The 26698-nt window shown below is 70.2% G+C and carries 28 protein-coding genes and 1 tRNA gene; 17 read left to right on the top strand and 12 right to left on the bottom strand.

Annotated features, from left to right (window positions below):
* Positions 1-106 precede the first annotated feature (106 nt).
* The 8 genes from ACIBQ6_RS43870 to ACIBQ6_RS43835 all read left to right on the top strand — a co-directional run bounded on the left by ACIBQ6_RS43870 (position 107) and on the right by ACIBQ6_RS43835 (position 8649).
* On the top strand, positions 107-331 hold the full coding sequence (locus ACIBQ6_RS43870) for a hypothetical protein (protein WP_397218766.1): 225 nt from the start codon (positions 107-109) through the stop codon (positions 329-331).
* A complete protein-coding gene (locus tag ACIBQ6_RS43865) occupies positions 328-1344 on the top strand; it encodes a DNA cytosine methyltransferase (protein ID WP_397218765.1) in 1017 nt (338 codons plus the stop codon). Before ACIBQ6_RS43870 ends, ACIBQ6_RS43865 begins: the two co-directional genes overlap by 4 nt.
* On the top strand, positions 1341-2243 hold the full coding sequence (locus ACIBQ6_RS43860) for a bifunctional DNA primase/polymerase (protein ID WP_397218764.1): 903 nt from the start codon (positions 1341-1343) through the stop codon (positions 2241-2243). The genes ACIBQ6_RS43865 and ACIBQ6_RS43860 overlap by 4 nt, the downstream gene beginning before the upstream one ends.
* A gap of 20 nt (positions 2244-2263) precedes the next feature.
* Positions 2264-3436, top strand: coding sequence for a DUF3631 domain-containing protein (locus ACIBQ6_RS43855; RefSeq protein ID WP_397218763.1), 1173 nt, complete (start codon positions 2264-2266; stop codon positions 3434-3436).
* Positions 3437-3616: 180 nt separating this feature from the next.
* The gene (locus ACIBQ6_RS43850) at positions 3617-3814 is read left to right on the top strand and encodes a helix-turn-helix transcriptional regulator (RefSeq protein WP_397218762.1); all 198 of its coding nucleotides are present in this window, start codon (positions 3617-3619) and stop codon (positions 3812-3814) included.
* Positions 3814-5238, top strand: a complete 1425-nt coding sequence (locus tag ACIBQ6_RS43845) for a tyrosine-type recombinase/integrase (RefSeq protein WP_397218761.1) — start codon at positions 3814-3816, stop codon at positions 5236-5238. Before ACIBQ6_RS43850 ends, ACIBQ6_RS43845 begins: the two co-directional genes overlap by 1 nt.
* A 319-nt stretch (positions 5239-5557) precedes the next feature.
* Positions 5558-7480 carry an ATP-binding protein gene (locus ACIBQ6_RS43840; RefSeq protein ID WP_397218760.1) on the top strand — a complete coding sequence of 641 codons (1923 nt, stop codon included), beginning with the start codon at positions 5558-5560 and terminating at the stop codon, positions 7478-7480.
* Positions 7477-8649 carry a hypothetical protein gene (locus ACIBQ6_RS43835; protein WP_397218759.1) on the top strand — a complete coding sequence of 391 codons (1173 nt, stop codon included), beginning with the start codon at positions 7477-7479 and terminating at the stop codon, positions 8647-8649. The genes ACIBQ6_RS43840 and ACIBQ6_RS43835 overlap by 4 nt, the downstream gene beginning before the upstream one ends.
* Positions 8650-8862: 213 nt before the next feature.
* Here ACIBQ6_RS43835 and ACIBQ6_RS43830 read toward each other — a convergent pair.
* Positions 8863-8936, bottom strand: a tRNA-Ile gene (locus ACIBQ6_RS43830).
* A 239-nt stretch (positions 8937-9175) separates the two neighbouring features.
* On the opposite strand from ACIBQ6_RS43830, the gene ACIBQ6_RS43825 reads away from it, so the two are divergent.
* Complete coding sequence (locus tag ACIBQ6_RS43825; RefSeq protein WP_397218758.1) at positions 9176-9721, top strand: histidine phosphatase family protein; 546 nt, start codon at positions 9176-9178, stop codon at positions 9719-9721.
* A 281-nt stretch (positions 9722-10002) separates the two neighbouring features.
* Here the strand turns inward: ACIBQ6_RS43825 and ACIBQ6_RS43820 are convergent, their stop codons facing one another.
* A complete protein-coding gene (locus ACIBQ6_RS43820) occupies positions 10003-10935 on the bottom strand; it encodes a LysR family transcriptional regulator (protein WP_397218757.1) in 933 nt (310 codons plus the stop codon).
* 96 nt (positions 10936-11031) lie between these two features.
* Between ACIBQ6_RS43820 and ACIBQ6_RS43815 the strand changes: the two genes are divergently transcribed.
* Positions 11032-11256: a DUF6158 family protein gene (locus ACIBQ6_RS43815; protein WP_125631040.1), complete on the top strand. Its 225-nt coding sequence runs from the start codon at positions 11032-11034 to the stop codon at positions 11254-11256.
* The gene (locus ACIBQ6_RS43810; protein WP_358302494.1) at positions 11256-11495 is read left to right on the top strand and encodes a hypothetical protein; all 240 of its coding nucleotides are present in this window, start codon (positions 11256-11258) and stop codon (positions 11493-11495) included. The genes ACIBQ6_RS43815 and ACIBQ6_RS43810 overlap by 1 nt, the downstream gene beginning before the upstream one ends.
* Positions 11496-11599: 104 nt before the next feature.
* Here the strand turns inward: ACIBQ6_RS43810 and ACIBQ6_RS43805 are convergent, their stop codons facing one another.
* Both ACIBQ6_RS43805 and ACIBQ6_RS43800 read right to left on the bottom strand, forming a co-directional pair.
* Positions 11600-11767 (bottom strand): hypothetical protein, encoded by a 168-nt coding sequence (locus ACIBQ6_RS43805; RefSeq protein ID WP_352353608.1) that lies wholly within the window; start codon positions 11765-11767, stop codon positions 11600-11602.
* Positions 11764-13395 carry a sodium:solute symporter family protein gene (locus tag ACIBQ6_RS43800; RefSeq protein ID WP_397218756.1) on the bottom strand — a complete coding sequence of 544 codons (1632 nt, stop codon included), beginning with the start codon at positions 13393-13395 and terminating at the stop codon, positions 11764-11766. Before ACIBQ6_RS43800 ends, ACIBQ6_RS43805 begins: the two co-directional genes overlap by 4 nt.
* A gap of 102 nt (positions 13396-13497) precedes the next feature.
* On the opposite strand from ACIBQ6_RS43800, the gene ACIBQ6_RS43795 reads away from it, so the two are divergent.
* Positions 13498-14277, top strand: coding sequence for a putative hydro-lyase (locus ACIBQ6_RS43795; RefSeq protein WP_358302488.1), 780 nt, complete (start codon positions 13498-13500; stop codon positions 14275-14277).
* Here the strand turns inward: ACIBQ6_RS43795 and ACIBQ6_RS43790 are convergent.
* Positions 14186-16459, bottom strand: a complete 2274-nt coding sequence (locus ACIBQ6_RS43790) for an excinuclease ABC subunit UvrA (protein ID WP_397218755.1) — start codon at positions 16457-16459, stop codon at positions 14186-14188. The genes ACIBQ6_RS43795 and ACIBQ6_RS43790 overlap by 92 nt on opposite strands.
* A gap of 52 nt (positions 16460-16511) precedes the next feature.
* Between ACIBQ6_RS43790 and ACIBQ6_RS43785 the strand changes: the two genes are divergently transcribed.
* Positions 16512-17132 carry a TetR/AcrR family transcriptional regulator gene (locus ACIBQ6_RS43785; RefSeq protein WP_397218754.1) on the top strand — a complete coding sequence of 207 codons (621 nt, stop codon included), beginning with the start codon at positions 16512-16514 and terminating at the stop codon, positions 17130-17132.
* On the opposite strand, the gene ACIBQ6_RS43780 is transcribed toward ACIBQ6_RS43785, so the two are convergent.
* Positions 17057-17701, bottom strand: a complete 645-nt coding sequence (locus ACIBQ6_RS43780; RefSeq protein WP_397218753.1) for an AAA family ATPase — start codon at positions 17699-17701, stop codon at positions 17057-17059. The genes ACIBQ6_RS43785 and ACIBQ6_RS43780 overlap by 76 nt on opposite strands.
* Before the next feature lie 85 nt (positions 17702-17786).
* On the opposite strand from ACIBQ6_RS43780, the gene secY reads away from it, so the two are divergent.
* Positions 17787-19076: a preprotein translocase subunit SecY gene (secY, locus tag ACIBQ6_RS43775; protein ID WP_358302476.1), complete on the top strand. Its 1290-nt coding sequence runs from the start codon at positions 17787-17789 to the stop codon at positions 19074-19076.
* Positions 19077-19124: 48 nt separating this feature from the next.
* On the opposite strand, the gene ACIBQ6_RS43770 is transcribed toward secY, so the two are convergent.
* The 3 genes from ACIBQ6_RS43770 to ACIBQ6_RS43760 all read right to left on the bottom strand — a co-directional run bounded on the left by ACIBQ6_RS43770 (position 19125) and on the right by ACIBQ6_RS43760 (position 22126).
* Positions 19125-19775 (bottom strand): response regulator transcription factor, encoded by a 651-nt coding sequence (locus ACIBQ6_RS43770; RefSeq protein ID WP_352353595.1) that lies wholly within the window; start codon positions 19773-19775, stop codon positions 19125-19127.
* 128 nt (positions 19776-19903) lie between these two features.
* On the bottom strand, positions 19904-21091 hold the full coding sequence (locus ACIBQ6_RS43765) for a sensor histidine kinase (RefSeq protein ID WP_358302473.1): 1188 nt from the start codon (positions 21089-21091) through the stop codon (positions 19904-19906).
* Between the two features lie 129 nt (positions 21092-21220).
* Positions 21221-22126 (bottom strand): aryldialkylphosphatase, encoded by a 906-nt coding sequence (locus ACIBQ6_RS43760; protein ID WP_358302470.1) that lies wholly within the window; start codon positions 22124-22126, stop codon positions 21221-21223.
* 149 nt (positions 22127-22275) lie between these two features.
* Here ACIBQ6_RS43760 and ACIBQ6_RS43755 point away from each other — a divergent pair, with 149 nt between their 5' ends.
* On the top strand, positions 22276-22731 hold the full coding sequence (locus ACIBQ6_RS43755) for a TIGR02611 family protein (protein ID WP_358302467.1): 456 nt from the start codon (positions 22276-22278) through the stop codon (positions 22729-22731).
* A 72-nt stretch (positions 22732-22803) separates the two neighbouring features.
* Positions 22804-23733: a hypothetical protein gene (locus tag ACIBQ6_RS43750; protein ID WP_397218752.1), complete on the top strand. Its 930-nt coding sequence runs from the start codon at positions 22804-22806 to the stop codon at positions 23731-23733.
* On the opposite strand, the gene ACIBQ6_RS43745 is transcribed toward ACIBQ6_RS43750, so the two are convergent.
* Entirely contained in the window at positions 23728-24048 is a 321-nt protein-coding gene (locus tag ACIBQ6_RS43745; protein WP_357700902.1) for a co-chaperone GroES, read from the bottom strand. The two genes, ACIBQ6_RS43750 and ACIBQ6_RS43745, sit on opposite strands and share 6 nt — an antisense overlap.
* A 74-nt stretch (positions 24049-24122) precedes the next feature.
* A complete protein-coding gene (locus tag ACIBQ6_RS43740; RefSeq protein ID WP_397218751.1) occupies positions 24123-25046 on the bottom strand; it encodes an endonuclease/exonuclease/phosphatase family protein in 924 nt (307 codons plus the stop codon).
* A 55-nt stretch (positions 25047-25101) separates the two neighbouring features.
* Here ACIBQ6_RS43740 and ACIBQ6_RS43735 point away from each other — a divergent pair, with 55 nt between their 5' ends.
* Positions 25102-26355, top strand: a complete 1254-nt coding sequence (locus ACIBQ6_RS43735) for an ArgE/DapE family deacylase (protein ID WP_358302458.1) — start codon at positions 25102-25104, stop codon at positions 26353-26355.
* A gap of 19 nt (positions 26356-26374) precedes the next feature.
* Here ACIBQ6_RS43735 and ACIBQ6_RS43730 read toward each other — a convergent pair whose 3' ends face one another.
* Complete coding sequence (locus tag ACIBQ6_RS43730) at positions 26375-26692, bottom strand: rhodanese-like domain-containing protein (protein WP_352323684.1); 318 nt, start codon at positions 26690-26692, stop codon at positions 26375-26377.
* Between the last annotated feature and the right edge of the window lie 6 nt (positions 26693-26698).

Genomic DNA, 26698 nt, shown 5'->3' with positions numbered 1-26698 from the left:
CATCCATGAGCACGAGGGCGGAACGCGGCCTCGGCGACAAGCCGCCAAGCACAACCGCCGAGGCCGCCCGCCCGCTCCGATCAACCAGAGGAAGGCACCTGCCAGCATGACACCCACCGCCAACACCGGCCACCGGATCTACCAGGGGCGCGTGTCCCTGGACTGGCACAAGAAACGCGAACACTGGGGCGGCGGACGCCGCTGCCCCTGCCGCTACTGCCACCGCCCGAGCTTCCTGCTGGACGACGACCGGCGCCCGGTCCACAAGGTCTGTCTGGAACAGGCGATGACCACCGCTCTCCAGGCCGCCCCCGACCGGCGTGCGGCATGACCGGCCTACTCACCGCAGCGTCGATGTGCTCAGGCTATGGAGGTCTGGACATGGCCGTGGCCGCCGTGCTCGACACTCGCCTGCTGTGGGTCGCCGACAACGACGACGACGCCGCGCGGGTGCTCGCGTATCGCTTCCCCGGAGTGCCCAACCTCGGCGACCTGACCGGCATCGACTGGGGCACCGTCCCGGCGCCCGACGTGCTGACCGCAGGGTTCCCCTGCCAAGACCTCTCCTACGCCGGCCGTGGCGCGGGCATCAAGGAAGGAACACGCAGTGGTCTTTGGCACACTATCGCCGACGCCGTCGCTACGCTACGACCCCGCTTGCTCGTGCTGGAAAACGTGCGGGCCATCGTTACTCGGCGACCTGGTCTTGACGTCGTCCTCGCTGACCTTGCCCGCCTCGGGTTCGATGCGAACTGGACATGTCTCCGAGCGTCCGACGTCGGCGCCGCTCACGAGCGCTGGCGCTGGTTCTGTCTGGCTTGGCCAGCCGAAGCTGTTCAAGACCCCGACCGCTCAGCTAGCGGTCAACGGGGGATCGCAGCATCCGGACAAACGCAAGGCAGGCGGGCACGGCCCGACACTGGCCGACGAAGTAGAACACCTGCTGCCGACACCTGCGGCCAGGGACCACAAGGGCCCGGCAGCACGCAAGAACGGCATCCCACAGCTCCCCAACATCGTGCGGGACCTGACACCCGCGCCGTCGACTGGGGGCCCTACGCCGCGGCCGTCACGCGCTGGGAAGCGACGTCCGGCCGCCCGGCACCCTGGCCAGTTGAGCCTGGACGAGGCGGGCGCCCCCGGCTGAGCCCGCGTCTCGCCGAATGGCTCATGGGCCTGCCTGGGGGATGGGTCACGGACGTACCCGGCATCTCCTACAACGGCCAGCTCCGACTGATCGGCAACGGGGTCGTACCGCTTCAGGCCGCCGCCGCCGTGGCCGCACTACTGCCTGAGCACCTGCGCCCCGACACCATCACGTCAACCGAGGTGATCGCCGCATGACCGCACCACACCGTCACAACCTGGTCGCCGCCGCGTTGGGAGCTGCCGCCCGCGGCTGGCCGGTCTTCCCTCTCGCCGTGGGCGACAAGGCGCCCCCGCGAGGCTTCACCGACTGGGAGACCTGCGCCACCCGCGACCCCGAGCGCATCCGCGCTTGGTGGCGACACGCGCCCTACAACGTGGGCATCGCCACCGGCCCTGCCGGACTGGTCGTGATCGATCTGGACACGCCCAAGCCTGGACAGCGTCCGCCGCAAGAGTGGGATCTGCCCGGCATCGGCGACGGCGCCGACGTGTTCGCGCTCCTGTGCCAGCGCGTCGGCGTCCCAATCGACTGGGAGACGTTGCAGGTACGCACCCGGCGCGGTGGCCTGCATCTGTACTACACCGCCCCGTCCGGCGCCCGGCTCCCGAGCACCAACGGCAGCCTTGGATGGCTGATCGACACCCGCGCCTGGGGTGGTTACGTCGTCGCCCCCGGCAGCGCCGTCACCCTCCCGGACGGGACGGGCCGCTACACCGTGCAGCACGCCACGACGCCCGCCCCGCTACCCCCCTCCCTGTTCAAGCTGCTCAAACCCACCCCGCTACCGGCCAAGAGGCCGGTACACGTCCCTATCGCCGATGACCGCCATTCCGCCTACCTGTGCGCGGCCCTGGACCGCGAGCTTGCGCACCTGGCCGCCGCTCAACCCGGCCAGCGCAACCGCGCCCTGTTCGGCGCTGCCGCCGCCCTCGGCGAACTCATCGCCGGCGGCGCGCTCCCCGAACAGCCCGTCAAAGAGCTGCTTGAACAGGGAGGGGGCGACCTCGGGCTGTCCCGCAGCGAAGTCATCCGAACCATCGAGTCAGGGTTGCGGCACGGCGCTCGCCGGCCCCGCCGCCTGGCCACCGTCTGACCTCAGCCGTGGGAGGCACCATGACCCATCACCCGACCGGCTCACAGCTACTCGACCGGCTGCGCGCCGCCCTGACCCGCTACGTCATCCTGCCGACACCCGAGGCCGCCGACGCCGTCACGCTGTGGATTGCCGCATCCCACGCGCAACCCGCGTGGGCGCACGCGCCTCGCCTGGTCATCCGCGGCCCCGAGAAGCGGTGCGGCAAGTCCCGGCTACTCGACATCGTGGAGGCCACCTGCCACAACCCGTTCATCACCGTCAACTCATCCAGCGCCGCCGTCTACCGCTCCATCACCGACGACCCGCCCACCATGCTCGTGGACGAAGCCGACACCATCTTCGGCCCCAAGGCAGACGGCAACGAAGACCTACGCGGCCTGCTGAATGCCGGACATCAGCGCAACCGGCCGGCCAAACGCTACGACGCGGCCACCAACCGCGTGGAGAGCATTCCGACCTTCGCCATGGCCGCACTCGCCGGCATCGGCGCCATGCCCGACACCATCGAAGACCGCGCCGTCGTCGTCCGCATGCGCCGCCGCGCCCCCGGCGAAACCGCCGCACCCTACCGCCACCGCCGCGACCGCACACCACTGCGCGACCTGGCCGCCGACCTCAACCAGTGGCTCCGCGCCGACCTGGCCACCCTCGAACAGGCTGAACCCGCCATGCCCGTGGAAGACCGCGCTGCCGACACCTGGGAACCCCTGGTCATCGTCGCCGACTACGCCGCCGGCACCTGGCCCGAGCGCGCCCGCGCCGCCGCCTTGGCCCTCACCGCCGAGGCCGACGACAACGACCAGGCATCGGCGCGCGTGCGGCTGCTGGCCGCCTGCCGCGCCGCATTCGGCGCCGACAACGCGCTGCCTACCGCCGTACTCCTGGAACGGCTCAAGGCCGACCCCGAGGGTGAATGGAACGAGCACGGACAGGCCGGCCTGACACCCATACGCCTCGGCACGATGCTGCGCGAATACGACATCCGCCCGGCCCTGATCCGCTTCCCCGACGGTCCGCTCAGGGGGTACCGCCGCGGCGACTTCGCCGACGCCTGGGCGCGCTACTGCCCGACCCTCGAACCCGCTCCAGAGGCCGACATCCTGCACCTGGAGCGGGGTAGCCGTTACAGCCGTTACAGCCGTAACACCGCAGGTCAAGGCGATACGGCTTCCGACCCCGTAACGGCTTAACCCGTTACACCGCAACAAGCCGTTCCGGCCCTGAGCTGCAATGTTACGGGTGTAACGGGTTGAAACGGCTACCCCCTCCAGACATGTCATCGGCCCCCTCGGCGACAAGCCGCCAAGCACGACCGCCGAGGGTGCCGAACCGCTTTCCGATCACGCCACATCCGGAAGGAACGCGCCGCCATGGCCACTGTCACCCGCCTACGCGGGATGCTCACCGTCCCCGAGGTCTGCGCCGAACTCCAGATCTCCCGATCCACCTTCTACGACTGGCGCCAGAAAGGTCGCGCTCCGCGCTGCATCACGCTGCCCAACGGCTCGCTTCGCGTCCGCCGTACCGACCTTGAGAGCTGGCTTAACGCCCGAGAGGACGCGGCCTGATGGAGAGAACCACCTACCGAGTTCGCGTTCACAAGACCGAGGTCCGCAAGAACTCCCTGGGCAAGGTCACCTCCTACCGCGTCCAGTGGACCACGGATGGCAAACCGTGGAAGCGGACCTTTCAGAAGAGCGCGCAGGCAGACGCGTACCGGAGCAAGCTGCTCACCGCCGCTCGGGAGGGTGAGCCGTTCAGCTTGGCCACCGGCGAGCCGGTGAAGTGGAGCCGCGTTGAGCGGCCAGAGATGACCTGGTACGACTTCGCCTGCAAGTTCGCTGACTTCAAGTGGAAAGCTGCCTCGGCCAAGTACCGCCAAGACATCGCCCGCGCCCTTACCGCAGCTACGCCGGCGATGCTCACGAGCGGCAAGGGCAAGCCGTCTGACCTGGACTTGCGAACCGCCATGCGTCGATGGGGGTTCAACACGAAACAGCGCGCCGAAGCGTCCGCGGAAACGGCCGAAGTGTTGGCGTGGCTGGCCAAGAACACCCGTCCCGTTTCCGCGCTGACCGAGGCATCCACTGTCCGTGCGCTGCTCGATGCTGCCACCTCGCGCCTGAACGGGAAGACCGCTGCCACAAGCACGATTCGTCGGCACAAGACCATCTTGCAGAACGCCATGGACTACGCGGTGGAGCTGAAGCTCCTAGATTCCAACCCGCTCAAGGCTCTGAAGTGGAAGCCACCGCGCGTCACCTACGAAGTGGACAGACATAGCGTCGTCAATCACGCTCAAGCGCGCCGCCTCCTTGCCGCGGTGGAAGCACAACAACCCAGCGGGAAGCGGCTGGTCGCGTTCTTCGCCGTCATCTACTATGCAGGGCTACGTCCCGAGGAAGTAACAAGGCTTGGGGAGGACAAAGTCATCCTTCCCGAACTGGTCAGGAATCCCGAGATGGGGGAACTGGAGGAGCCGGCTGACGGCTGGGGCGAGCTTCGCCTCGCCAGCGCAGCGCCTTTTGCCGGCCGTGAATGGACGGACGACGGCAGCCTGCGGGAAGAACGCGCGCTCAAGCACCGCGCCGAGGGAGAGACCCGCATCGTTCCGTGTCCTCCCGCGCTTACCAGGATTCTCCGTTCACACCTAGCGGAGTTCGGTATCGGCCCCGGAGGGCGGTTGTTCACCGGAGTGCGCGGTGGCGAACTGGCCAGCATCACATGTCGGCGTGTATGGGCCAAGGCTAGAGAGCAGGCCCTGACCGAGAAGGAGGCACAGTCACCACTGGCCAGACGGATCTACGACCTGCGCCACGCCTGCGTCTCGACCTGGCTCAACGCGGGAGTTCCCGCGACACAGGTAGCTGAATGGGCAGGTCACAGCGTGGATGTCCTACTCAGGATCTACGCCAAATGCATCGTTGGCCAGGAGGAGGCAGCTAAACGCCGCATCGCGAACGCACTACGAGATGGCGATCGGCATTCGTGACTTCGGAGAAGGGCCCCGTCTGCAATTCCGCGCAGACGGGGCTTCTCCGGTTGTCGCGGCGTCCGCCTACATGGTGAGGCAGGAAGCTGATGTAAGTGGGCTGCGCTCGATAGGCGACCTGGCGACACCGCTTTGAGCAGCGCTGCCGTGGTTGACCACCGTTGACCTCTGGGGATTCTGGAGGCGAATCCAGGACGCCATGAGATCACCAATTCGCTGCGCTATCTAGCAGGCCACGACGCTAGAGTGACCTTGTCGGCCGCCGGAAGCGCCACCTGTGCTAGGAAGTGATCATGACCTTCAACATGGTGTTGATGCCGTGAGCACACCAGGACCGGAACAGGAGGCCGACCTGGCTCAGGCGCTTCGCGACTTCGTGCCTGGCTCTGAGCCTCTGGCCACCGAGCTGCGCACTAGCCAGCGGGTGCTGGCCCGTGTGACTGATGGCATCTATCGCCAGCCGGGTTCGGCCCTGCGTGAACTCATCTCGAATGCTTATGATGCTGACGCGACTCGCGTCACGATCAGCATGGATCGGCCCCGGTTCGACCGCATCACGATCTCCGACGATGGCATGGGAATGAGCCCGGAGGTGCTCAAGCACCTTCTTCACAACATCGGCGGCAGTGCCAAGCGCACCGACACTGGCAAGGCCCTGCACGTGACCTCGGAGCAGGACGCCAACCTGAGCCCAAAGGGCCGCCCGCTGATCGGTAAGATCGGTATCGGGTTGTTTAGCGTCGCCCAGCTCACCCAATCCTTTCAGATCTCCACAAAGGTGGCCGGTGACCGCTTCCAGAGCGTCGCGCGGGTGCTGCTTCGCCAGTTCTCTGATGCCACCGCCGAAGTCGACGAGGATGGCCAGTACAAGGCTGGACGGGTCTTGCTGTGGACCGAACCAGCTGAAGACGTAGAGAATCAGGGCACCACGATCACCCTCACGTCAGTGCGGCCGCAGACCCGGGAGGCGCTGCGCTCGGAGGACCTGTGGCATCGGGTCACCGCAGCTGCTGAGGGCCGGAGTAAACAGGCTCCGATGTTCCATGTGGGCGTGGTGGAAAGCGCCCGCCCGGACGTCCAGGTGCTCGTCAATAATGAGTATGAGCGGCTGCCCTGGCAGCGCGGCAGCGGTAGCAACGGGGCGTTCGAGCAGTTCGTCACCGCCCCCCTGCGGGCGCTGGAGGCCGGCCGCCGCAACGCTCAGCTGGAGAACATTTTCGACGATTACCTGCGGATGGCCTGGAATCTGGCGCTGTCCGCGCCGCTGCCCTATGTGGCAGGACACCCGTTCGACGCCGGGGCGGACAGCGGGATTGACTTCTTCCTCGTGAACGGTCGGTCTGGTGACGAGGCGGTCACTCTGTCAGTTCCGCCTGAAAAGACGCTGCGCGAGGTTCTGCCTTTCGACGCTCCTGATAATCCAGCCGGTTTCGAAGTCCACCTCGACGAACTCAGCCTTAAACGCCCCATTACGCTCGCAGCGCCTCCACCCACCTCGGCGGCCCTCCAGCGACCCATGCTGTTCGTCGGGCATTATCGCACGGACTACCCCATGCGCGCAATCGAGCTAAGTGGGGGGCCGCTGGAATTCAGCGCCTATCTGTTCTGGACACCCCGGCTACTACCGCCTGAGCACAGTGGCGTGTTGATCCGAGTTAACGAAGCCAGCGGAACCCTGTTCGATCCTAAGTTCCTCGGATTCCCCTCTGCCGAGGAACGCCGAATGAGTCAGGTATTGTGCGAAATCTTTGTGCGAGAGGGCTTCGACGGCGCACTCAACATCGACAGGGAATCGTTCAACCAGGCGCATCCCCATGTGGTCACCATCACACGTTGGGTGCATGGCGCGCTGCGCCAGCTGATCGCAACCCACAAGCGTCTTGGCAAGTCGGCTAGGCATCAGCGTCGGCGGCACGCTGCGGACGACGCGACCGCGCAAGTTCAGGCACGCGTTGATCAGGTCTGGGAAAACCTTGAGCTTGACGGTGAGCCGCCCCCCGTGCACTTTGGCGCAGCCAGTCCCAGTGTCCTCCCAGGCGACCGCGGTTTCACTTGGCCAGAGGGCTTACTAGGTGACCTCTCCGGACCGAACAGGGAAGCGCGAAAGGCGCAGCGCGAGGAGATTGTTGCCGCCCTCACGCAAATCCTGGAGGCATATGGCGTGTGGGACAGCGTCGAGCCGCTACAGCAGGCCGAGATGCTGAAGGCTCTCTATGACGTCATCGCGGTGCACCTGAAATGACGAACGAGCCGCTCGACGAGCTGGATGCCGACCTCGGGCTTGATGACTACGAACTGCTGGCTCCGCCGCCACGCAGCTACGACGGATGGCACCTGCCACGCAAACAGTTCATCCGACACAGCCAGTGGAGCGAGCCACTGAGGGACATCCTTGACGCCCGTAGCGATCCACTGGCGCCCATCAGCTACCTCGGCCTGCCCGGCGCCGACCTGCTAGACCTGCGGCATCTGCACGAGCGGTTATGCGAGCCCACCGGGCGCCGGCTGAGGTTCGTAGGTTTTGACCGTGCGGCACGGCCGCAAGAGTCTGACAACGCCATTCTTAACACGGCGTTTGCCGACATGATCCGCAAACCACTGGTGGAAGATGAGAGCCGGCTGTTCGGTGACGATCTGCACCTGCTTCTGGATGAGGCCTCGGTTGCGTTTCGTGAGGTCAGGCGTCGCGCTCCGTTCGACGTCATCAACCTTGACTTCTGTGAACCAGTGGTCGGGGCGGATCTAAGCTCCATTTCGTGCGTGTATCCGCTGCTCAAGCGCTTGTTCAGTTTGCAGCGTACGAACAACCCTTGGCTACTGTTACTGACAAGCCGCGTGAAAGAGGAAGCCTTCGCCTCCAGCACACTAGTGAGCTTGCTAAAGGTTCTCGAAATCAACCGTCAGCGATGCGACGGATTCGAGGCGCTGCTGCCGGAGCTTCTCGCTGGGGGCCGTCCCCTTGCCGAGCAAGATGCCCGCTCGATGGAAGAGGGGGAGTTCTTCCGTCTAGTCGCACTGCTGTTGGGCCTCTGGCTAATCAGCGCCGCTGAGGATGCGCACTGCAAGGTTTCACTGGTGAGCGCAGCGGGATATGCCGTGTACGGCGGTGGTGGCATGGACATGCTGTCGCTGTCGATCAAGGTTGAGCCGGACTACGGGCTGGCAGCTGATGGCGTAGGGCGTGCTGACCGGGCAAAGCAGGAGTGTCAGCAGGCTAAGCGCATGGCGCCTCGCATTTCGCGCCCGGACAGTATCGATGACTACCTGGCGGCGAACATCGAATGGGCGCACCGCGCGACACGGGAGGCCGTGGCTCTGATGGAAAGTGCCAACCATCCGCTCGGTCCGTACCTAGATTGGTTGGTGGCCAAGGGCATCGACATCACACATGTAAGAGCTGGCTCCGTTTGAGCTGTCCTCGGAGCCCATCAGGCGCCTTTGGTGTGCTGGACGGTGGCGATCGCGATGGCACGATTGGTGATCCGGCACATGCTCAGATCGCGGGTAAGCATTGGGTAAGAACATCCGCAGACGATCGACACGAGTCGTGGACAGCCGGACATGCGGAACCCCGTCCCTGCGCAACAGCGCAGATCAGACGGGGTTTCTGCTGATAGGGAGTAGTAGGGCGGGTGGGACTTGAACCCACGACCCACGGATTATGAGTCCGATGCTCTGACCGGCTGAGCTACCGCCCCTGGATTCAGTTGTGACATGCGGTGTGCGGCCGGTGGATCTTGGTGAGGCTCGCGCATGTCAAGGCTAGAGCATCGGATCCGGGTGTGCCGCACGGCCGGATGGGGACGGGGTCCCGCGGACATCATTCCATGCCGGGCAAGGTTGGTGGAGTCGTGTCGATCATATTCGGGTCTCGGTTGGGGGTTGTGTTTGCTGTGGGCGGAATGGGAGGGGTTGGGAGGGGAGGTACGGTGCCGATATGGCGATCAAGGTGGTGTACGAGACCCACTCCATCACTGTGGACAACGAGGTCGGCGTCGCCACCGGGTGGCTGCCCGGGGAGTTGTCCGAGCGGGGGCGGGAGCGGGCCGCCGAGCTCGGGGTGCGGAGGCGGGGGGTGGACGTCGTCTATTGCTCGGATCTGCGCAGGGTGGTCGAGACGGTGGAGGTGGCGTTCGGGGGTGGGAAGAGCGGGAAGGGCGGGAAGGAGGTCCGGCTCGACGCGCGGCTCAGGGAGTGCGACTACGGCAGCTACAACGGACGGCCGGTGAGCGAGGTGGCAGCCCTGCGCAGGCGGCACATCGACACGCCGTGGCCGGGCGGGCAGAGCTATCGGCAGGTCGTGGCGGCGACGGCCGCGTTCCTCGACGACCTGCGGGAGGAGTGGCAGGGGGCCACGGTGCTGGTGGTGTCCCATTCGGCCAATCGGTGGGCGTTGCAGCACCTGCTGGACGGCACTCCGCTCGAGGACCTGGTGGACGCGCCGTTCGAGTGGCGGCCCGGGTGGGAGTACGAGGTGGCGTAGCGCCTTGGGGTACGTGGTGGCGTAGCGCCTTGGGGTACGACGTGGCATCGCGTCTTGGGGTGCGAGGTGGCATGGCGCCTTGTCTGGAGGCGGGGGCCGGTTCAGGGTGGGGTTGGACGTGAAGGGTCGCGGCCCAGGCAGCCGGACATGGCTGATGCGCCGATCGCGTCCGCGATCAGCGCCGGCGAGTGGAGCTGGGTTGTCTCCCGCCGCTGGGGGTGCCGTCACGGTAACGGCGGGCCCACGGGGCGAGGAGTTATTACTTCACTCCTATCAGGGTGTTATGGCGTGGTGCCGTACGCCGGGTTGCGTGCGAGCCAATCGGAGTAGACCGGACTGCGGCGTACGGCCTCGGTGTGTGCCTGTTTGGCCTGGGCGACCACCCAGGTGGCGTCGGGGGCGGTGGGGTGGCGGCCGAGGAGCTGCCGCCAGCGCAGCGGCGCGCCGGAGAGCGGGACCATGGCCAGCCCCGGCAGGGCCTGGTGGGTCGCCTGGCAGAGCACCACGGCGCGGCCCACCTGGGCGAGGTGGGTGCAGGTCGGGACGTCCGTCTCGTAGATCGTTCCGGGGGTGAAGCCGGCTCGGGCGCACGCCATGGCGAAGCAGTCGGCGAAGCAGCCGTCGCCGGGGGTGACGGCCCATTGTTCGCCGGCCAGGTCGGCCAGCTCCACCTCCTTCTCCTTGGCGAGCGGATGGTCCTCGCCGACGAGGGCGAAGACCGGGTCGACGCTGATCGTCTCCCACAGGAGCGTTCCTGTGGGGGTGCCGGAGTCGCCGCAGGCGCCGGTCAGCACGTAGTCGAGGCGGCCGAGCTCGACCATGTTGATCAGCTCGTGCGTTGACCACGACGTGAACGTGGTGACCGTGCGCTCCGCGGCCAGCCGGTCGACCAGGCCGCCGAGTATCGGGCCGTTGGTGGCGCCGATACGGAAGCCGGGGGAGGGGGTGTGGGCGAATCGTACGGCCTCGTCCTGCAATTCCTTGGCCGCGGGGAGCAGCACGCGCGCCCGGGCGAGCACCAGCTCGCCGAGTCGCGTGGGCCGCGCCCCGTGGCGGTCACGTTCGAACAGGGCGCCGCCGAGCACCCTCTCGATCCGTTTGAGCTGGGCGGTGAGGGCCGGCTGTGCCAGCCCGAGCAGGGACGCGGCCTTGCTCACACTTCCCGCGTCCGCTACCGCGCGGACGATCCTGAGGTGCCTGAGCTCAAGGTCCATACCGGGAAGGTAAGGCGACGAATCGCTCCCAAACAATGGCTATATGTCAGGAATTGTGACAGATATTGTCGGGGGTGTCTGGGGTAGGGGGAACCCATGACGACGATGGGAATAGATCCGGCCCAGCTCAGCGACGAGGATGTGGTACGCGAGCTGCGGCAACTCCATGCCACTCGTAGTGACACATTCTTCCATGGATCAGACGATGCTCTGGCACGTCACACTTCCCGTACCAATGAGCTAGAGGCGGAATACCTTCGCAGGTTCCCCGACCGCGAGGTCGATCCGGCCAGGCTGAGGGAGGGGGCGAGGCAACGTTGATGTCCGAGGGGCATGACGTGCAGGAGCTGTCGGACGTCGACATCCACGTCTACGAGGCGGTGGCCTCGCAGGCGATCGGGTCCGGCGGCGTGGCCGGCCTGGAGGCGGTGATCCGGGCGACCGGCCTGGAGGACGACGAGGTGCGCGACAGCCTGGCCGTCCTCGCGAACCAGGGGTACGTCGTCCCGCGGGGCGACGGGTACGGCCTCGGTCCCCACACCTTCGAGGTCGAGTACTGAACGGGCGCGGACGGCTCCGCGCCGCCGCCGCGGCGGCGCCGGCGCGGGGCCCACAGGCCGGGCGTACGGCCTGTGGGCTGTAGGGCGGGTCGAGGGCGGTGCGGCTAGGGCTTGAGGGGGCGGAGGCGGGCCCACAGGACGAAGGCGGCGCCGAAGACGGCCATCGGCAGGCCCGTCCACAGGTTCACCGCGTCCCCCAGCAGGCCGGCCACGACGAGGATCACGCCGTACAGCAGGAACAGCCCGCCGATCACCATCCGGATGTCGCTCACAGGATCACTCCGTACAACAGGGCGGCCAGGATCACGGCGCCGGTGCCGAGCAGCACCGGCGAGCGGTACCAGCGTGTGTCGCCGGCAAGGGCGTCGTCCTCCAGGTCCGCGGCGTTCAGGCCGTACACCAGGCCGCGCAGCTCCCGCTCCGGCTTGGGCGTGGTGACCAGCGTGACGACCACCGACACCAGCACGTCCACGGCGAAGGCGATGCCCGCGCCCCAGAAGCTGGCGTTCAGCTCGGTGCCGAAGTCCACCACGCCGGCCTTGTAGGCGAAGTACGACGCGAAGGCGCTCAGCGTCCCCGCCAGCAGCCCCCAGAACCCGGCCCACGGCGTCATCCGCCGCCAGAACAGCCCGACGACGAACGTCGCGAACAGCGGCGCGTTGAAGAAGCTGAACAGCGCCTGCAGGTAGTTCATGATGTTGGAGTAGCCGGCCGCGATGAACGCCGTGCCCACGCCGAGCGCCACGCCGGCGACGGTGGCGACGCGCCCGACGTTCAGGTAGTGGCCGTCCGGGCGGTCGGGCCGTACGTGCGCCTGCCAGATGTCGTTGGTGAACACCGTGTTGAACCCGCTGATGTTGGCCGCCATCCCCGCCATGAACGAGGCCAGCAGCCCGGTCACCGCGACGCCGAGCACGCCGTTCGGCAGCAGGTCGCGCATGAGCAGCGGGATCGCGTCGTTGTAGTCCTGACCCTTGCCCAGGTCGCCGAAGAGCACCAGCGCGATCATCCCCGGCAGCACCGTGACCAGCGGGATCAACAGCTTGGGGAAGGCCGCGATGATCGGCGTCATCCGGGCCGCGTTGGTGTTCCTGGCCGACAGGGCGCGCTGCACCTCGGCGAAGTTCGTCGTCCAGTAGCCGAAGGAGAGCACGAACCCCAGCCCGAAGACGATCCCGATCCAGTGGGCCTGCATCGGGTTGGCGCCGGCGGTCCCGGCCCAGGTGTGCAGGCCGCCCTCGCCGAGCGCGCTCTGCCGTACCTTGTCGAAGAGCCCGGCCACGCCGCCGACCTTGACCAGGCCGAGCACGGTCAGCGGGATCAGCCCGGCGAGGATCACGAAGAACTGCAGCACCTCGTTGTAGATGGCCGAGGACAGGCCGCCGAGTGTGATGTAGGAGAGCACGATCAGCGCCGAGACCACCACCGACACCGGCAGCGGCCAGCCCAGCAGGGCCTCCATGACCAGGGCGAGCGCGTACAGGTTCACCCCGGCGATGAGGATCTGCGCGACCGCGAACATGAGGGCGTTCAGCAGCTGGGTGGCGCCGTTGAAGCGCCTGCGCAGGAACTCCGGGACGCTGCGCACCTTCGAGCGGTAGTAGAAGGGCATCATCACGATGCCGAGGAACACCATCGCGGGGACGGCGCCGATCCAGTAGTAGTGCACGGTCATCGCGCCGTACTGGGCGCCGTTGGCCGCCATGCCGAGGATCTCGATCGCGCCCAGGTTGGCCGACACGAACGCCAGCCCGGTGATCCAGGCGGGCAGTCCGCGGCCCGCGAGGAAGAAGTCGAGGCTGGAGCTGATCCGGCGGCGGGCGGCGAACCCGATGGCGAGCACGGTGGCGAAGTAGACCGCGATGAGCAGGTAGTCGAGGAGGTTGACGTCTAATCGCACAACCGGCCCGCTACCCGGAAAACACCGCGATAGCCGTACGGCCGGGCGTCCCGGTGAGGTGCGATTGTGGACCGTGCGAGCCGGTCGCCATAGTGTCGAGAGGTGGACGTCGCCACCTTGACCCCCGCGCAGGCGCGGGCCCGCTTCCGCGTCGGCGAACGGGTGCCCACCGCGGGCTGGTGCCGCGGCTGGACGCAGGCCAACCTGATCGCCGTGCCCGCCGCCCTGCGGTACGAGCTGCTGCTGTTCGCCCACCGCAACCCCCGGGCCTGCCCCGTGCTGGACGTGGGCGAGCCGGGCGCCTGGTCGACCACCCTGTTCCGCGGCGACCTGCGCACCGACCTGCCCGGCTACCGCCTCTACCGCGACGGCGAGCCCGTGGCCGACCTGGACGAGGTGACCGGGCAGTGGCGGGCCGACCTCGTGCCGTTCCTCATCGGCTGCAGCTTCACCTTCGAGGCGGCGCTGCTGGCCGCCGGCGTCCCGGTACGGCACCTGGAGCAGGGCAGGAACGTGCCGATGTACCGCACGAACGTGCCGTGCGAGTCCACCGCCTCGCTGTCGGGGCCGCTGGTCGTCTCGATGCGGCCGGTCCCGGAGGAGCTGGTGCGGCGGGCCGTCGAGGTGAGCGGCAGGTATCCGCGGGTGCACGGCGCGCCGGTGCACGTGGGCGACCCGGCCGCGATCGGCGTGCTCGACCTGGGGCGTCCCGACTTCGGTGACCCGGTGGAGCTGCGGCCGGGGGACGTGCCGCTGTTCTGGGCCTGCGGGGTGACGCCGCAGGCGGCGGTCATGGCGAGCGGCGTGGAGTACGCGATCGGTCATCTGCCCGGTCACATGGCCGTGCTGGACGTCCGGGACGACGACTATCGAGTGACTTGACCAGATATTTCGCGGTATAGGTGGATGCTTCGGTCAGTTCGGCCGGGGTGCCTTCGAAGATCACCTCGCCGCCCTGCCGGCCCGCCTCGGGGCCGAGGTCGATGACCCAGTCGGCGTGCTTGACCACGTCGAGGTCGTGCTCGACCACGATGACCGTGTCACCGCCGTCCACCAGCCGGTCGAGCAGGGCCAGCAGCGTGTCCACGTCGGCCATGTGCAGCCCGGTCGTCGGCTCGTCGAAGACGTACACCTGGCCGCGCTCGCGCATCCGGTGCGCCAGCTTGAGCCGCTGCCGCTCCCCGCCGGACAACGTGCTGAGCGGCTGCCCGAGGGTCAGGTAGCCGAGCCCCAGCGCGCCGAGCCCGCCGATGCCCGGCAGGTCGAACAGGCCCGCGGCCTCCTCGGCCGTCATCGCCAGCACATCCGCGATCGTGCGGCCCTCCACCGTGTACGACAGCGCCTGCGGGCTGTACCGGCTGCCTCCGCACGCGTCGCACACCCGGGTCACCGGGTCCATGAACGCCAGGTCCGTCTTGATCTCGCCGCGCCCCTTGCACACCGGGCACGCGCCGGCCGAGTTGAAGCTGAACAGCCCCGGCCGCACCCCGTTGGCGTCGGCGAACAGCTTGCGCAGCGGGTCCATGGCGTCGAGGTACGTCGCCGGGGTCGAGCGCGGCGAGCCGCCGATGGCCGACTGGTCGATGAGCACCACGTGCGGATGCCGGGCGACCAGCTCCTGGCGCATCAGCGTGCTCTTGCCCGACCCGGCCACGCCGGTGACCGCGGTGAGCACGCCGAGCGGCACGCGTACGGTGACGTCCTTGAGGTTGTGGGCGTTCGCGCCCTCGACGGTCAGCCAGCCGGCCGGGGCGCGCACGGCGTCCTTGAGCCCGGTGACCCGCCGCAGCATGCGGCCGGTCAGCGTGCCGCCGGACGTCAGCGCCGCCACCGTGCCCTCGAACACGACCCGGCCGCCCCGCGTGCCCGCGCCCGGCCCCATGTCCACCACGTGGTCGGCCAGCTCGATCAGGTCGCGGTCGTGCTCGACGACCAGCACCGTGTTGCCCTTGTCGCGCAGCTCCACCAGCAGGTCGCCGAGCCGGTGGACGTCACGCGGGTGCAGCCCCACGCTGGGCTCGTCGAAGATGTACGTCATGCCGGTGAGGCTGCTGCCCAGGTTCCGCACGGTCTTGAGCCGCTGCGCCTCACCGCCCGACAGCGTCGGCGTCCCGCGGTCGAGGCTGAGGTAGCCGAGGCCGATGGCGTCGATCCGGCGCAACGACTCCACCGCCGCCTCGGCCACCGGGTCGCCCAGGCCCTCCAGCACGCCGATGAGGTCGGTCACCTCCATCGCGCAGTGGTCGGCGATGGACCGGCCGTCGATGCGCGAGGCCAGCGCGGCCGCGTTGAGCCGCCGGCCGCCGCACTCCGGGCACGTGGCCTGCCGCACGTACGGCGCCGCCGCCTTGTCGAGCTGGTCGAGGTCGCGCTTGAGGTGGACGCGCTCGAACCGGGTGACCAGCCCCTCGTAGGTGTTGGTGTACTCGCCCCGGTTGACCTTGAAGCCGCCGCCGTACAGCAGCAGGTCGCGCTCCTGCGGCGTGAAGCCGCGCAACGGCTTGTCCGGGTCGAACAGCCCCGACCTGGCGTAGAGCTGCCACACGTACGACCCGGGCGGGGCCATGCGGATCGCGCCCTCGTTAAGCGAGAGGTCCTCGTCGAGCATCTTGCCGACGTCGGCCTCCACCTTCTTCCCCAGACCGTCGCAGACCGGGCACATGCCCTGCGGGTCGTTGAACGAGTACGCCGTCGCGGGCCCCGCCGACGGCTCGCCGCGCCGCGAGAACAGCACCCGCAGGATCGCGTGCACCTCGGTCATGGTGCCCACGGTCGAGCGGGCGCCGCCGCCGACCGGCTTCTGGTCCACGATCACGGCGGCGGTCAGGCCGGACATGCGCTCGGCGCGCGGGCGCTCGTGCTTGGGCAGCCGGTTCCTGACGAACGCGCTGAAGGTCTCGTTGAGCTGCCGCTGCGACTCCGTGGCGATGGTGCCGAACACGATCGAGGACTTGCCCGACCCCGACACGCCGGTGAACACCGTCAGCCGCTCCTTGGGCAGCCGCAGCGAGACGTCCTTGAGATTGTTCTGCCGCAGGCCGATCAGCTCGATGTCGCGCGACACGTGCCACACCCCCAATAGCTTTGGCTACTACCTATAGCCTAAGCTATTTCATGTGGCTGACATTCCCGACCGGCGAGCACGACGGCGAGCCGAGACGCAGGCCGAGATCCTCGGCATCGCCCTCGACGTGATGGCGGAGGAGGGCGTCGCCGGGCTGAGCCTGGCGACCGTGGCCAGGCGGCTCGGCATCCAGCCGCCGTCGCTGTACAAGTACTTCCCGTCCCGGCACGCGGTCTACGACGCCCTGTTCAGGCGCGGGCAGGAGGGCTACCTGGCGGCCGTGCGGCGGGGGGCCGAGCCGCATGAGCCGGGGCTGGCGGCCATGGGGTCGTCCATGGAGGCCGGAGCGCGGTGGATCATGGAGAACCAGGTGCTGGCCCAGTTGATGTTCTGGCGGCCGGTGCCGGGGTTCGCGCCCTCGCCCGAGGCGTACGCGCCCGCGCTGGCCGTCCACGAGCACTTCGCCGAGCTGATCAGGGCCGCCGTCGGGCGCGGCGAGCTGCATCCCGACGCCGCGGGCGAGGAGGGGCTGGCCCTGGCCGCGAGCCTGATCGCCGGGCCCGTGTCCCAGCAGCTCAGCAACGAGCCGGGCGCCTCCTACGAGGAGGGGCGGTTCACCCGGCTCGTCCCCCGGCTGCCGGCCGTGTTCGCGGCGGTGTACCCGCCGCCATGAGCAGGTCGCGGCGGTGTGCCCGCCGCCGTGAGCTGGTCGCCGACCGGCGGCGCGCCCCGCCGGTTGTCGATCTCCAGGTGCGGCACGACGGGCGGCTCGTCCACCCGGATGTTCCGCAGGTAGTCGGCGAAGGCCGCCAGCTTGCCCGCGTCCCTGGCCAGGCCGCGCGCCTCCAGCCGGGCGCGCAGCGTCGGCCCGTCCGAACGCACCCACAGCAGGCGTACGGGCGGGCCGCCCAGCTCCGCCACCCACCGCGCCCACCGCGCCGCGTCGTGCACCTGCGCGGTGAACGGGCCGTCGAGCAGCACCGGGCAGCCGTGGCCGCGGATCTGCGCGGCGATCCTGGTCAGGCCGGTGTACTCGTGGTGCTTGACGTGCCGGTCGTACCAGGGGCCCTCGCGCTCGCCCTGGTCGCGGCCGTGGGCCCGCAGGACCTCCGCGACGAGGTCGCCGTAGACGGTGTCCTTGTCGAGCAGGGCGGGCACCGGCGACAGGCGGGCCAGCAGCTCGGCCGCCACCGTGGACTTGCCCGCCCCCGGCGGCCCGCTGATCACCCACACGGTCGTCATGCGCCCAACCTACGCGGATCTGCGTACGCGGGTGCCTCGCCTGGGCGGACGACGCCCGGCCCGCCCGCGGACAGACTTCCTGCTCATGCTGACCGTCTTCGCCAGAGCGTTCCGGGTGCCGGAGCTGCGCAGGAAACTGCTGTTCACCTTGGGGCTGATCGTGCTGTTCCGCCTCGGCCAGATCATGCCCGCGCCCGGCGTGGACGTCGTGGCCGTGCGGCAGTGCGTGGGCTCGGCGAGCGGCGGCGTCTTCGACATGATGCAGATGCTCAGCGGCGGCGCGATGCTCCAGCTGTCGGTGTTCGCGCTGGGCGTCATGCCCTACATCACGGCCAGCATCATCCTGCAACTGTCCGCTGTCGTGGTGCCGCGGCTCGACACGCTCAGGAAGGAGGGGTCCAACGGGCAGGCGCGGATCACCCAGTACACCCGTTACCTGACCGTCGGCCTCGCCGTCCTGAACGCCACGACCGTCGTCACCCTGGCGCGCTCGGGGAACCTGCTGCCCGGCTGCGCCCGTCCGCTGCTGCGCGACCAGGGGCTGCTCGCGGTGTCGGTGATCGTGGCGACGATGGTCGCGGGCACCTGCGTGGTCATGTGGATGGGCGAGCTGATCACCGACCGGGGGATCGGCAACGGCATGTCGATCCTGATGTTCACGCAGGTCGTGGCGGTGTTCCCGGGGTACATGGCGAAGATCTTCGTGCTCACGCCGTTCGGGTTCGCGGTGATGCTGGCGGCCGGGTTGTGCCTGGTGGCGGCGGTGGTGTTCGTCGAGCAGGCTCAGCGGCGGGTGCCCGTCCAGTACGCCAAGCGCATGGTGGGGCGGCGCATGTACGGGGGCAGCAGCACGTACATCCCGCTCAAGGTCAACCAGGCGGGGATCGTACCGGTGATCTTCACCTCGTCGCTGCTCTACGTGCCGACGCTGGCCGCGCCGCTGCTCGGCGCGGAGGCGGGCGCCTGGGTCTCGCGCAACCTGACCGCCGGGACCCATCCGCTCTACATGAGCGTGTACGTGCTGCTGATCGTCTCCTTCGCCTACTTCTACGTCGCGATCACCTTCAATCCCGTCGAGGTGGCCGACAACATGCGGCGGTTCGGGGGGTTCGTGCCGGGGATCCGGCCGGGCGCGCCGACGGCCCGCTACCTGGCGTACGTGCTGTCGCGGCTGACCGCGCCCGGAGCCCTCTACCTCGGCGTGCTGGCGCTGCTGCCGCTGGTGGCGTTCGCGATCCTGCGCGACCCCGGCACGCAGCAGAACTTCCCGTTCGGCGGGACCAGCGTGCTCATCATGGTCGGCGTCGGGCTGGACACGGTCAAGCAGATCGAGGCCCAGCTCCAGCAGCGCAACTACGAGGGCTTCCTGCGGTAGGCCGCGGGCCCGGCAGGAGGGTTACCTCCGGCGGGCCGCGGGCCCGGCTCAGACCGGCGGCGCGAGCCCGGCCCGCATGGCGAACACCACGAGCTGGGCCCGGTCGCGGGCGCGCAGCTTGACCATGGCCCGGCTGACGTGCGTGCGCACGGTGTCGGGGCTGATCACCAGCTCCCTGGCGATCTCGTCGTTGGACCGGCCCGTCGCCACCCACGCCACCAGCTCGCGCTCGCGCGGGGTGAGCGTGCCCAGGCCCTCGACGGGCTCGGCGCCGCCGCGGCCGAACAGGCCGATGACCTTCCTGGTGATGGACGGCGACAACAGCGCCTCGCCCGCCGCCACCACCCGCACGGCGTTGACCAGCTCGTCGGGCGCGCTGTCCTTGAGCACGAATCCGCTCGCCCCGGCCTGGAGGGCGGCGAAGACGTACTCGTCGACGGCGAACGTGGTCACCACGACGATCCGGGTGCCGGCCAGCGTGGGATCGGCGGCCACGGCCCGCAACGCGGACAGGCCGTCGGTGCCGGGCATGCGGATGTCGAGCAGCAGCACGTCGGGACGGGTGCGGCGGATCAGGTCGAGCGCCGCCGCGCCGTCGGCCGCCTCGCCCACGCACTCCATGCCGGGCTCCCGCTCCAGCAGCGCCCGCAGCCCCATCCGCACGACGGCCTGATCGTCGGCGACCGCCACCCTGATCACGCGGCCCCCGGCGTCCGCACCGGGCAGGGCTGTGCCGGCGGCGGGCGCGTCCGGGCCTGTCCGGACGGGGGGTGGGCCGGTGGCGTGCGCGTCCGGGCCTGGGTGGTGGGGGCCTGGGCCGGGGGCGGTCATGCCTCGTACCGGGGGAAGCGGGCGGTCACCTGGAAGCCGCCGCCCTCGCGGGGCCCGGCGGTGAGCCGGCCGCCCGCCTCGGTGACGTGGGCGCGCATCCCGGCCAGCCCGCGGCCCTCGGCGGCGCCGTTCCAGCCCGCGCCGCGGTCGGCCACCTCCAGGACGAACGCGCACGGGCCGTCGGCCAGGCGCACCGAGGCCCTGGTCGGGCCGGCGTGCCGGAGCACGTTCGTGAGGGATTCGCGGACCACCCGGTAGACGGCGTCCTTGAGGTGGGCGGGCACGGCGGGCTCGGCGGGCTCGACGTCGACCGGCAGGCCCGCGGCGCGTACGCCCGCGATGAGGCCGGGCAGGTCGGCGGCCGGCGGGTCGATGCCGTCGAGCGCGGCGCGCAGGTGGGCCAGGGCGGTGGTGCTGGTCTCCCTGATCGCCCGGAGCGAGGCCCGTGCCTGCTCGGGGTCGTCGTCGAGGACGACGAGCGCGAGCCCGGCCTGCATCGCGATGGCGGCGAGCCCGTGACCGGCGGCGTCGTGCACCTCCCCGGCGATCCGCGCCCGCTCGGCCGCCACCACTTCGGCCCTACCGAGGAAAGCCCCCGACCGCCCGAGCACGGCGTCCGGCGCGTGCGGGGCGGCGGTCGCGGAGGCATCGGCGGTGGCGGCGGGCCGGGCGGGACGAACGGTGGCGGCGGGACGGGCGACCGCGGGCGCCGGGATCCCCCAGGCCGCCCCCACCGGCCAGGCCCCGCGCCCCGAAGCCGCATCCCCGGCCCCCGGACCGCACAGCGCCCCGCCCCCGGCAACGGGCGCACCCGGGACGAACGCGGACGGCAACGAGGAGTGGGAAGTGAGTGCGGACGGCGACGCGGTGTGCGAGGCGAGCGCGGACGGCGGCGTGGTGTGCTGCGAGGCGACCGCGGACGGTGGCGTGCTGTGGGAGGCGAACGCGGACGGCGGTGGGGCGGTGTCGGAGGCGTGGGACGAGGGCGGGGGCTCGGCGTCGGCGGCGGCCGCCGCTGCCGCGGCCCTGGCCTGCGCGAGGCCGCTGAACGACCACGGGACGGCCAGCCACCCGGCCCAGGCCAGCATGACGACGACCGGGACGTCACCCACCCGGCTCAGGCGCGACAGCGCCGCGACCGACCTGCGCAGGCGCCCGCCGCGTTGCGTGTGCTCGCTCACCATCCCCCACCCGGCCAGGCTCGTGTCGCCCCGATCCTAGCGAGTTCTGGGCGGCACGGTCCGATCACCGCCCGCCCGGCCGCCCCGAGACGATCTTGACGACAGCGCCCGGTGTCGGGGCGGGGCCCCGGGTCAGCGCATGCCGTCGGTGAGCCAGCGCAGGGGGTTGTCGTGGGTGATCAGGCGGATGACGTCCTCGCCGGTGCCGGCCTCGCGCAGGCGGGGGAGCAGGCTGTGGAACAGGTGGGCGTAGCCGCAGCCGCCGTACCGCTGGACCTGGGCCACGCGGCTCAGGCCGGTGCTGAGGAGCAGGCGGTCGGCGTGGCCGTCCTCGATGAGGCCGAGCGCGATCCTGGCCGCCTGGTCGGGGCCGAGCGCCAGGACGCTGAGGCTGACGTACGCGCCCGCCTCGGCGATCTTGCGGGCGCCGCCCAGGTCGCCGGAGTAGCCGGCGGCCACGCGGGAGCCGGGCAGGTTCTCGCCGAGCAGGATCTCCAGCAGCGCCGGGGCGTTCTGGCCGTGGGTGGCGACGGGCAGGCGCGACTGCCGGGAGGCGCGGGCGGCGGCGCGCAGGCAGCGCTCCTCGCGGGCGGTGGGCTCGGCGCCCCAGCTGCCGACCTCGCCGATCACGCCGGGGAAGACACCCGTGCCGTCCACGCCGCTGGAGATCTCGGTCATCAGGCGCCGGGTGAGCTGCTCGACGTCCTCGTCGCCGACGTCGGTGAACGGCTGGGCGAAGAAGCCGGTCGAGGCGATCACCGGCACCCGGCTGCCGGCCGCGATGCGGGCCAGGGCGGCGGCGTCGCGGCCCATGCCGAGACAGGTGAGCTCGACCACCAGGTTGAGCTCGTCGGACTGGCGCAGCTCGCGGAGCTCCGCGGTGACAGTGGTCTCCTCGTCGAGCCAGCGGTGGGGGTCGGAGTCGATGCCGACCGCCCAGCGCATGTCGTTGCGCAGGTGCTCGTGGGGGAGTACGGCGCCGTTCACCGCTGCCGCGCGGATCGGGCCGGTGACGGTGCGAAGGATGACCTCGGGCATAGCCGACATTAACCGATAGTTGCCGGAATACCCTTCCTTCTGGCGGGAAATTTTACTCTTCGTCCTGTTTGGCGGCCTGCTAGTGGTCTGCAAGTGTTCCTGTCAATGTGGGCCGTATCCTGAGAAGCAGCCGACGACACGGGGGAGACGTGCCGATCCAGAACTCCGAGACGGGCGACGCCGACGTGATGAAGGACGAGGCCGCCGAACGCTCCGCCATGCCCGCCCGCCGCGGCGGTCTGAAGGGCCGGCTCGACGGCATACGGTCCACCCGCGCGGGCGCGCTCACGCTGAAGATCGTGGTCGGCGTCATCGGCGCGGTGATGGTGGTCGGCGGCCTGATCATGGTGCCGTTCCCCGGGCCCGGCTGGCTCGTGGTGTTCGCCGGGCTGGCGGTGCTGGCCACCGAGTTCCACTGGGCCCACCGGGTGCTGGAGTTCGGCAAGCAGACGCTGCACGCCTGGACGCAGTGGTACAAGCGGCAGGGCTGGACGGTGCGCATCCTCGTGCTGCTGGTGACCGTGGCCGCCGCCGCGGTGATCGTCTATTTCGGCATGCTGACGCTCGGCATCGACCTGCTGGAGATCGCCCAGCGTTTCGTCTAGTTCCGCGGGGGCTTTCAGACCGGGTCGTTATCGTTCCCGGAATCGCCGCCTTTCCCTGCCTATTCTGCGGGCGTGCTCGCTCACCTCGCCGTCGCGCTGTCGCTGACGTTCCTCGCCCCGGCCGCCGCTCGGGCCGACCTGACGTTGCCGGAAACCGGCGGCATGAAATATCACGAGAAATCGGGCGACCCGGTACGGCTGAGCGCGTACGGCCTCAGCACCGGCCGCACGTACCTGCGCGCCGCCACCGGCGACTCCTTCACCCGGCAGAAGGGCCTGTCGGAGGTGGCCGTCTCGCCCGACGGCCGCCTGACGGCCGGGGTGCCGTCCGCCTACCGGGCGGGCTACGACTCCGTGGTCGTCACCGACCGGGCCACCGGCAAGACCGCGCGGATCCGTACCGTCAAGAAGCCCATGACGGCGGCCTACGCCTCCTGGTCCAGGGACGGCAGGAAGCTCGCGCTCACCGTCGAGCAGAAGAGCGGCGGGACGTGGCGGGTGCTCGGCTTCACGGTGGTGGACGTGCGCGCGGGCACCGCGAGCACGGTCCGCGTCGCGGGCCTGGCCCGGAAGGCCGGGTTCTGGTGGAGCCCCGACGGCAACCTCGTCAGCATGTACGGCACCGGCCTGCGCGTCTACCGCCCCACGGACGGCGCGGTGCTGCGCACGTACGCGGACGTGGGCCTGCCGACCGGCCCCGAGGACTCCTACGCGCCCTCGGGCAAACGCCTGACGACGTGGTGCCCCTCGCGGTTCAAGGAGCAGGTGTGCCTGGTCGACCTGGCCACCGGCACGATCGCCCAGCGCGTGGCCGTCAAGCCGGTGGCCCTGTTCGGCTGGTGGGACGACACCCACCTGATCGCCGTCACGACGGCCGGGAAGGGCCGCCGACTGTCGGTGCTCGACCTGACCGGCCGGACGACGCGGGTGCTCGCGGACGTGCCCGCCGCCACCTGGGCCGCCGAGCTGTGGGTCAACTTCGCCAGGACCCGGGTGTCATAGGTACAGGCCCGTGCCGTGGTCGGTCTCCTGGGTGGCCACCGCGTGCAGGTCGCGCTCGCGCATGACGAGGTAGACCCGCGCGTGCACCTCGACCTCGAACTGGTCTTCCGGGTTGAACAGCACCTTGTCGCCCACCTTGACCGCGCGCACGTTCGTGCCGACGCCGCAGACCTCGCCCCACGACAGCCGGTTGGCCATCTTGACCGTCGCGGGGATGACGATCCCGGAGCCGCTGCGCCGCTCCTCGGCCTCCTGCTCCAGCCGGATCATCACCCGGTCGTGCAGCATCTGAATCTCGAACTTGGGCGCTTCCACGGGTCACAGTTTACGAGCCGCCGCAGCTCCGGAATCCCGCGGTCGTCCCAGGTCCCGCCTTCCCCGGGATGGGGTCACGGCAGCAGGAGCTCGGCGTACACCGGACGGTGGTCGCTGCCGACCGGCGCGAGCACCTGGAAGTCCCGCACCGCCATGCGGTCGCCGGCCAGCACGTGGTCGATCGTCACGCCGGGCAGCGGCCCCCATCCGCCCCACGTCGTGGACAGGCCGCGGCCCATGGCGTCGGCCGCGTCGCGGTAGCCGGCGGCCAGCAGCTCGCGGAGTGGGAGGTGGTCGAGGGTGGCGTTGAAGTCGCCGGCCAGCACGCGCAGCCGTCCGCCGCCGCGCGGCAGGCGCTCCAGCCCAGCCAGCCAGCACGGCTGCCTCCCCGTCCGCTTGGGGGCGCACGGATGCACCGAGACGATCTCCACCCGGGCCCCGCCGGGGTGCGTCAGCACGGCCGTGGCCTGGCCGAACCCGCCCGCCTCGATCAGCTCGCCGGCGGTGAGGGGGTGGCGGGCGTACACGGCCGAGCCGCCGACGCCCTTGGCGGGCCACGTCACCGCGTACGGCAGCAGCTCGCGCAGCCCGGCCGCCGTCAGCCGTCGCTCGGCGAGAGGCGTGAACTCCTGCAACGTCAGCACGTCCGGCCGCAGCGACCTGACCTGAGCGGTCAGCTCGGCCGCGTCGGCCGTGCCGACCAGCAGGTTGGCGGCCAGCACGCGCAGCGGCGCGCCGTGGGCGGCCGGCGCGGGGTCGGGCAGCGCGCGGGGCAGCACCGCGACGCCCAGCGCCAGCACCGTGACCAGCGCGACCGCCCCCGCCGCCCACCGCCGCAGCAGCCCGGCGAGCACCAGGCCCAGGGCTGCCCCCACCGCCGCGTGCGGCGTGAACGCGACCACCGGCACCCACGGCCAGTCCGGCTCGAACCCGCTCAGGCGCACCGCCGCCCAGACGGCGAACGGCGTCACCGCGATCCAGCTCATCCAGCTACGCACGTTCTGTATCGCCATATGTCGTGAAAGGCGTTCACGGCGTGAGAAAGTGTGCTGCATGCGCGACGTGGAAGCCCGGGTCCTGAACGCCATCGACGAAGCGGAGACCGTCGGCCTGCTGGCCGAGACGGTGCGCGTCCCGAGCGTCACGGGCACCGACGCCGAGTCCGACCTCCAGCACCGCTTCGCCCGCCTGCTCACCGAGGCCGGCCTGGACGTGGACGTCTGGAAACTCGACCTCGCCGACCTCACCGCGCGCGCCGGTTTCCCCGGCACCGAGGCCCCCAGACAGGAGGGCTACGGCGTCGTCGCCGTGACCGAGGGCGAGGGCGTGCCGGCGCTGGCCCTCCAGGGCCACGTGGACGTCGTCCCGACCGGCGACCTGGCCAAGTGGGAGGGCAGCGACCCGTTCGCCGCCCGGATCACCGGCGACGTGCTGCACGGCAGGGGCGCCTGCGACATGAAGGCCGGCCTGGTGGCCAACCTGGCCGTCGTCCGGGCGCTGAAGCGGGCGGGGGTGCGCCTGGCCAGGCCCCTCGCGGTGCACTGCGTGATCAGCGAGGAGGACGGCGGCCTCGGCGCGTTCGCCACCCTGGCCAGGGGCCACACGGCGGAGGCCGCGGTCATCACCGAGCCCACCAGCGGCGCGGTCATCACCGCCAACGCCGGCGCGCAGACCTTCCGGCTGGAGGTCGCCGGCCGCGCCGCGCACGGCGCCACGCGGTACGAGGGCGTCAACGCGATCGAGGTCTTCTGGCCGGTGTTCGAGGCGATCAGGCGTCTGGAGGCCGACCGCAACCGGGACGTGCCGGAGCTCTTCGGCGCCAACCCCATGCCGTACCCCATCGAGGTCGGCACCGTGCGGGCCGGCGACTGGGCGAGCACCGTGCCGGACCTGCTGGTCGCCGAGGGACGCCTCGGCGTGCGCCTGGACGAGGATCCGGCCGCGGCGCGGGCGGCCTTCGAGGAGGCCGTCGCCTCGACCGGCCATCCGTGGCTGCGGGACAACCCGCCCGCGGTGACCTGGCCGGGCGGCCAGTTCGCCAGCGGCCGGCTGCCCGCCGGGCACGAGCTGCTCGGCGCGGTCAACCAGGCCGTCGCCGACGTCGCGGGCCGCCGTCCGGCCGAGGCGGCCGCGCCGTACGGGAGCGACCTGCGCCTGTACGCGGCGGGCGGCGTCCCGACCCTGCACTACGGCCCGGGGGACGTCCGGTTCGCGCACGCGCCCAGGGAGCAGGTCGAGCTCGCCGAGCTGCGCGAGGTCACCCGCGCGCTGGCGCTGCTCGCGGTGCGCCGCTGCGGCGTCCTGTGAGCAGTTCCCGGTACGACGGTCACAGGGACGACTCGACCGGCAGGCCGGCCCCGACCCAGTCCTCGATGCCCTCGACGTACCGGCGCACGTCGGTGTAGCCGAGCGCGGTCAGCCGGTTGGCCACGGCCTTGCTGTTGCCGCAGGCCGGGTTGGAGCAGTAGGTGACGATGGTGGCGTCCTTGTCGGGCAGCAGCTCGGCGGCGCGCTCGGCGACCTCGCTCTCCACCAGGGCGACGGCCCCGGGCAGGTGCTGCTGGGCGTAGTAGGAGCCGCCGAGCGTGTCGAGCACGGTCACGCTGCCCAGACGGGCGTGCAGCTCCTCGCGGGTGATGGTCATTGTGGC

Source organism: Nonomuraea sp. NPDC049655, from assembly GCF_044465465.1.
Taxonomy (GTDB): Bacteria; Actinomycetota; Actinomycetes; order Streptosporangiales; family Streptosporangiaceae; genus Nonomuraea.
This window is presented reverse-complemented; position numbering and strand designations above follow the sequence as displayed.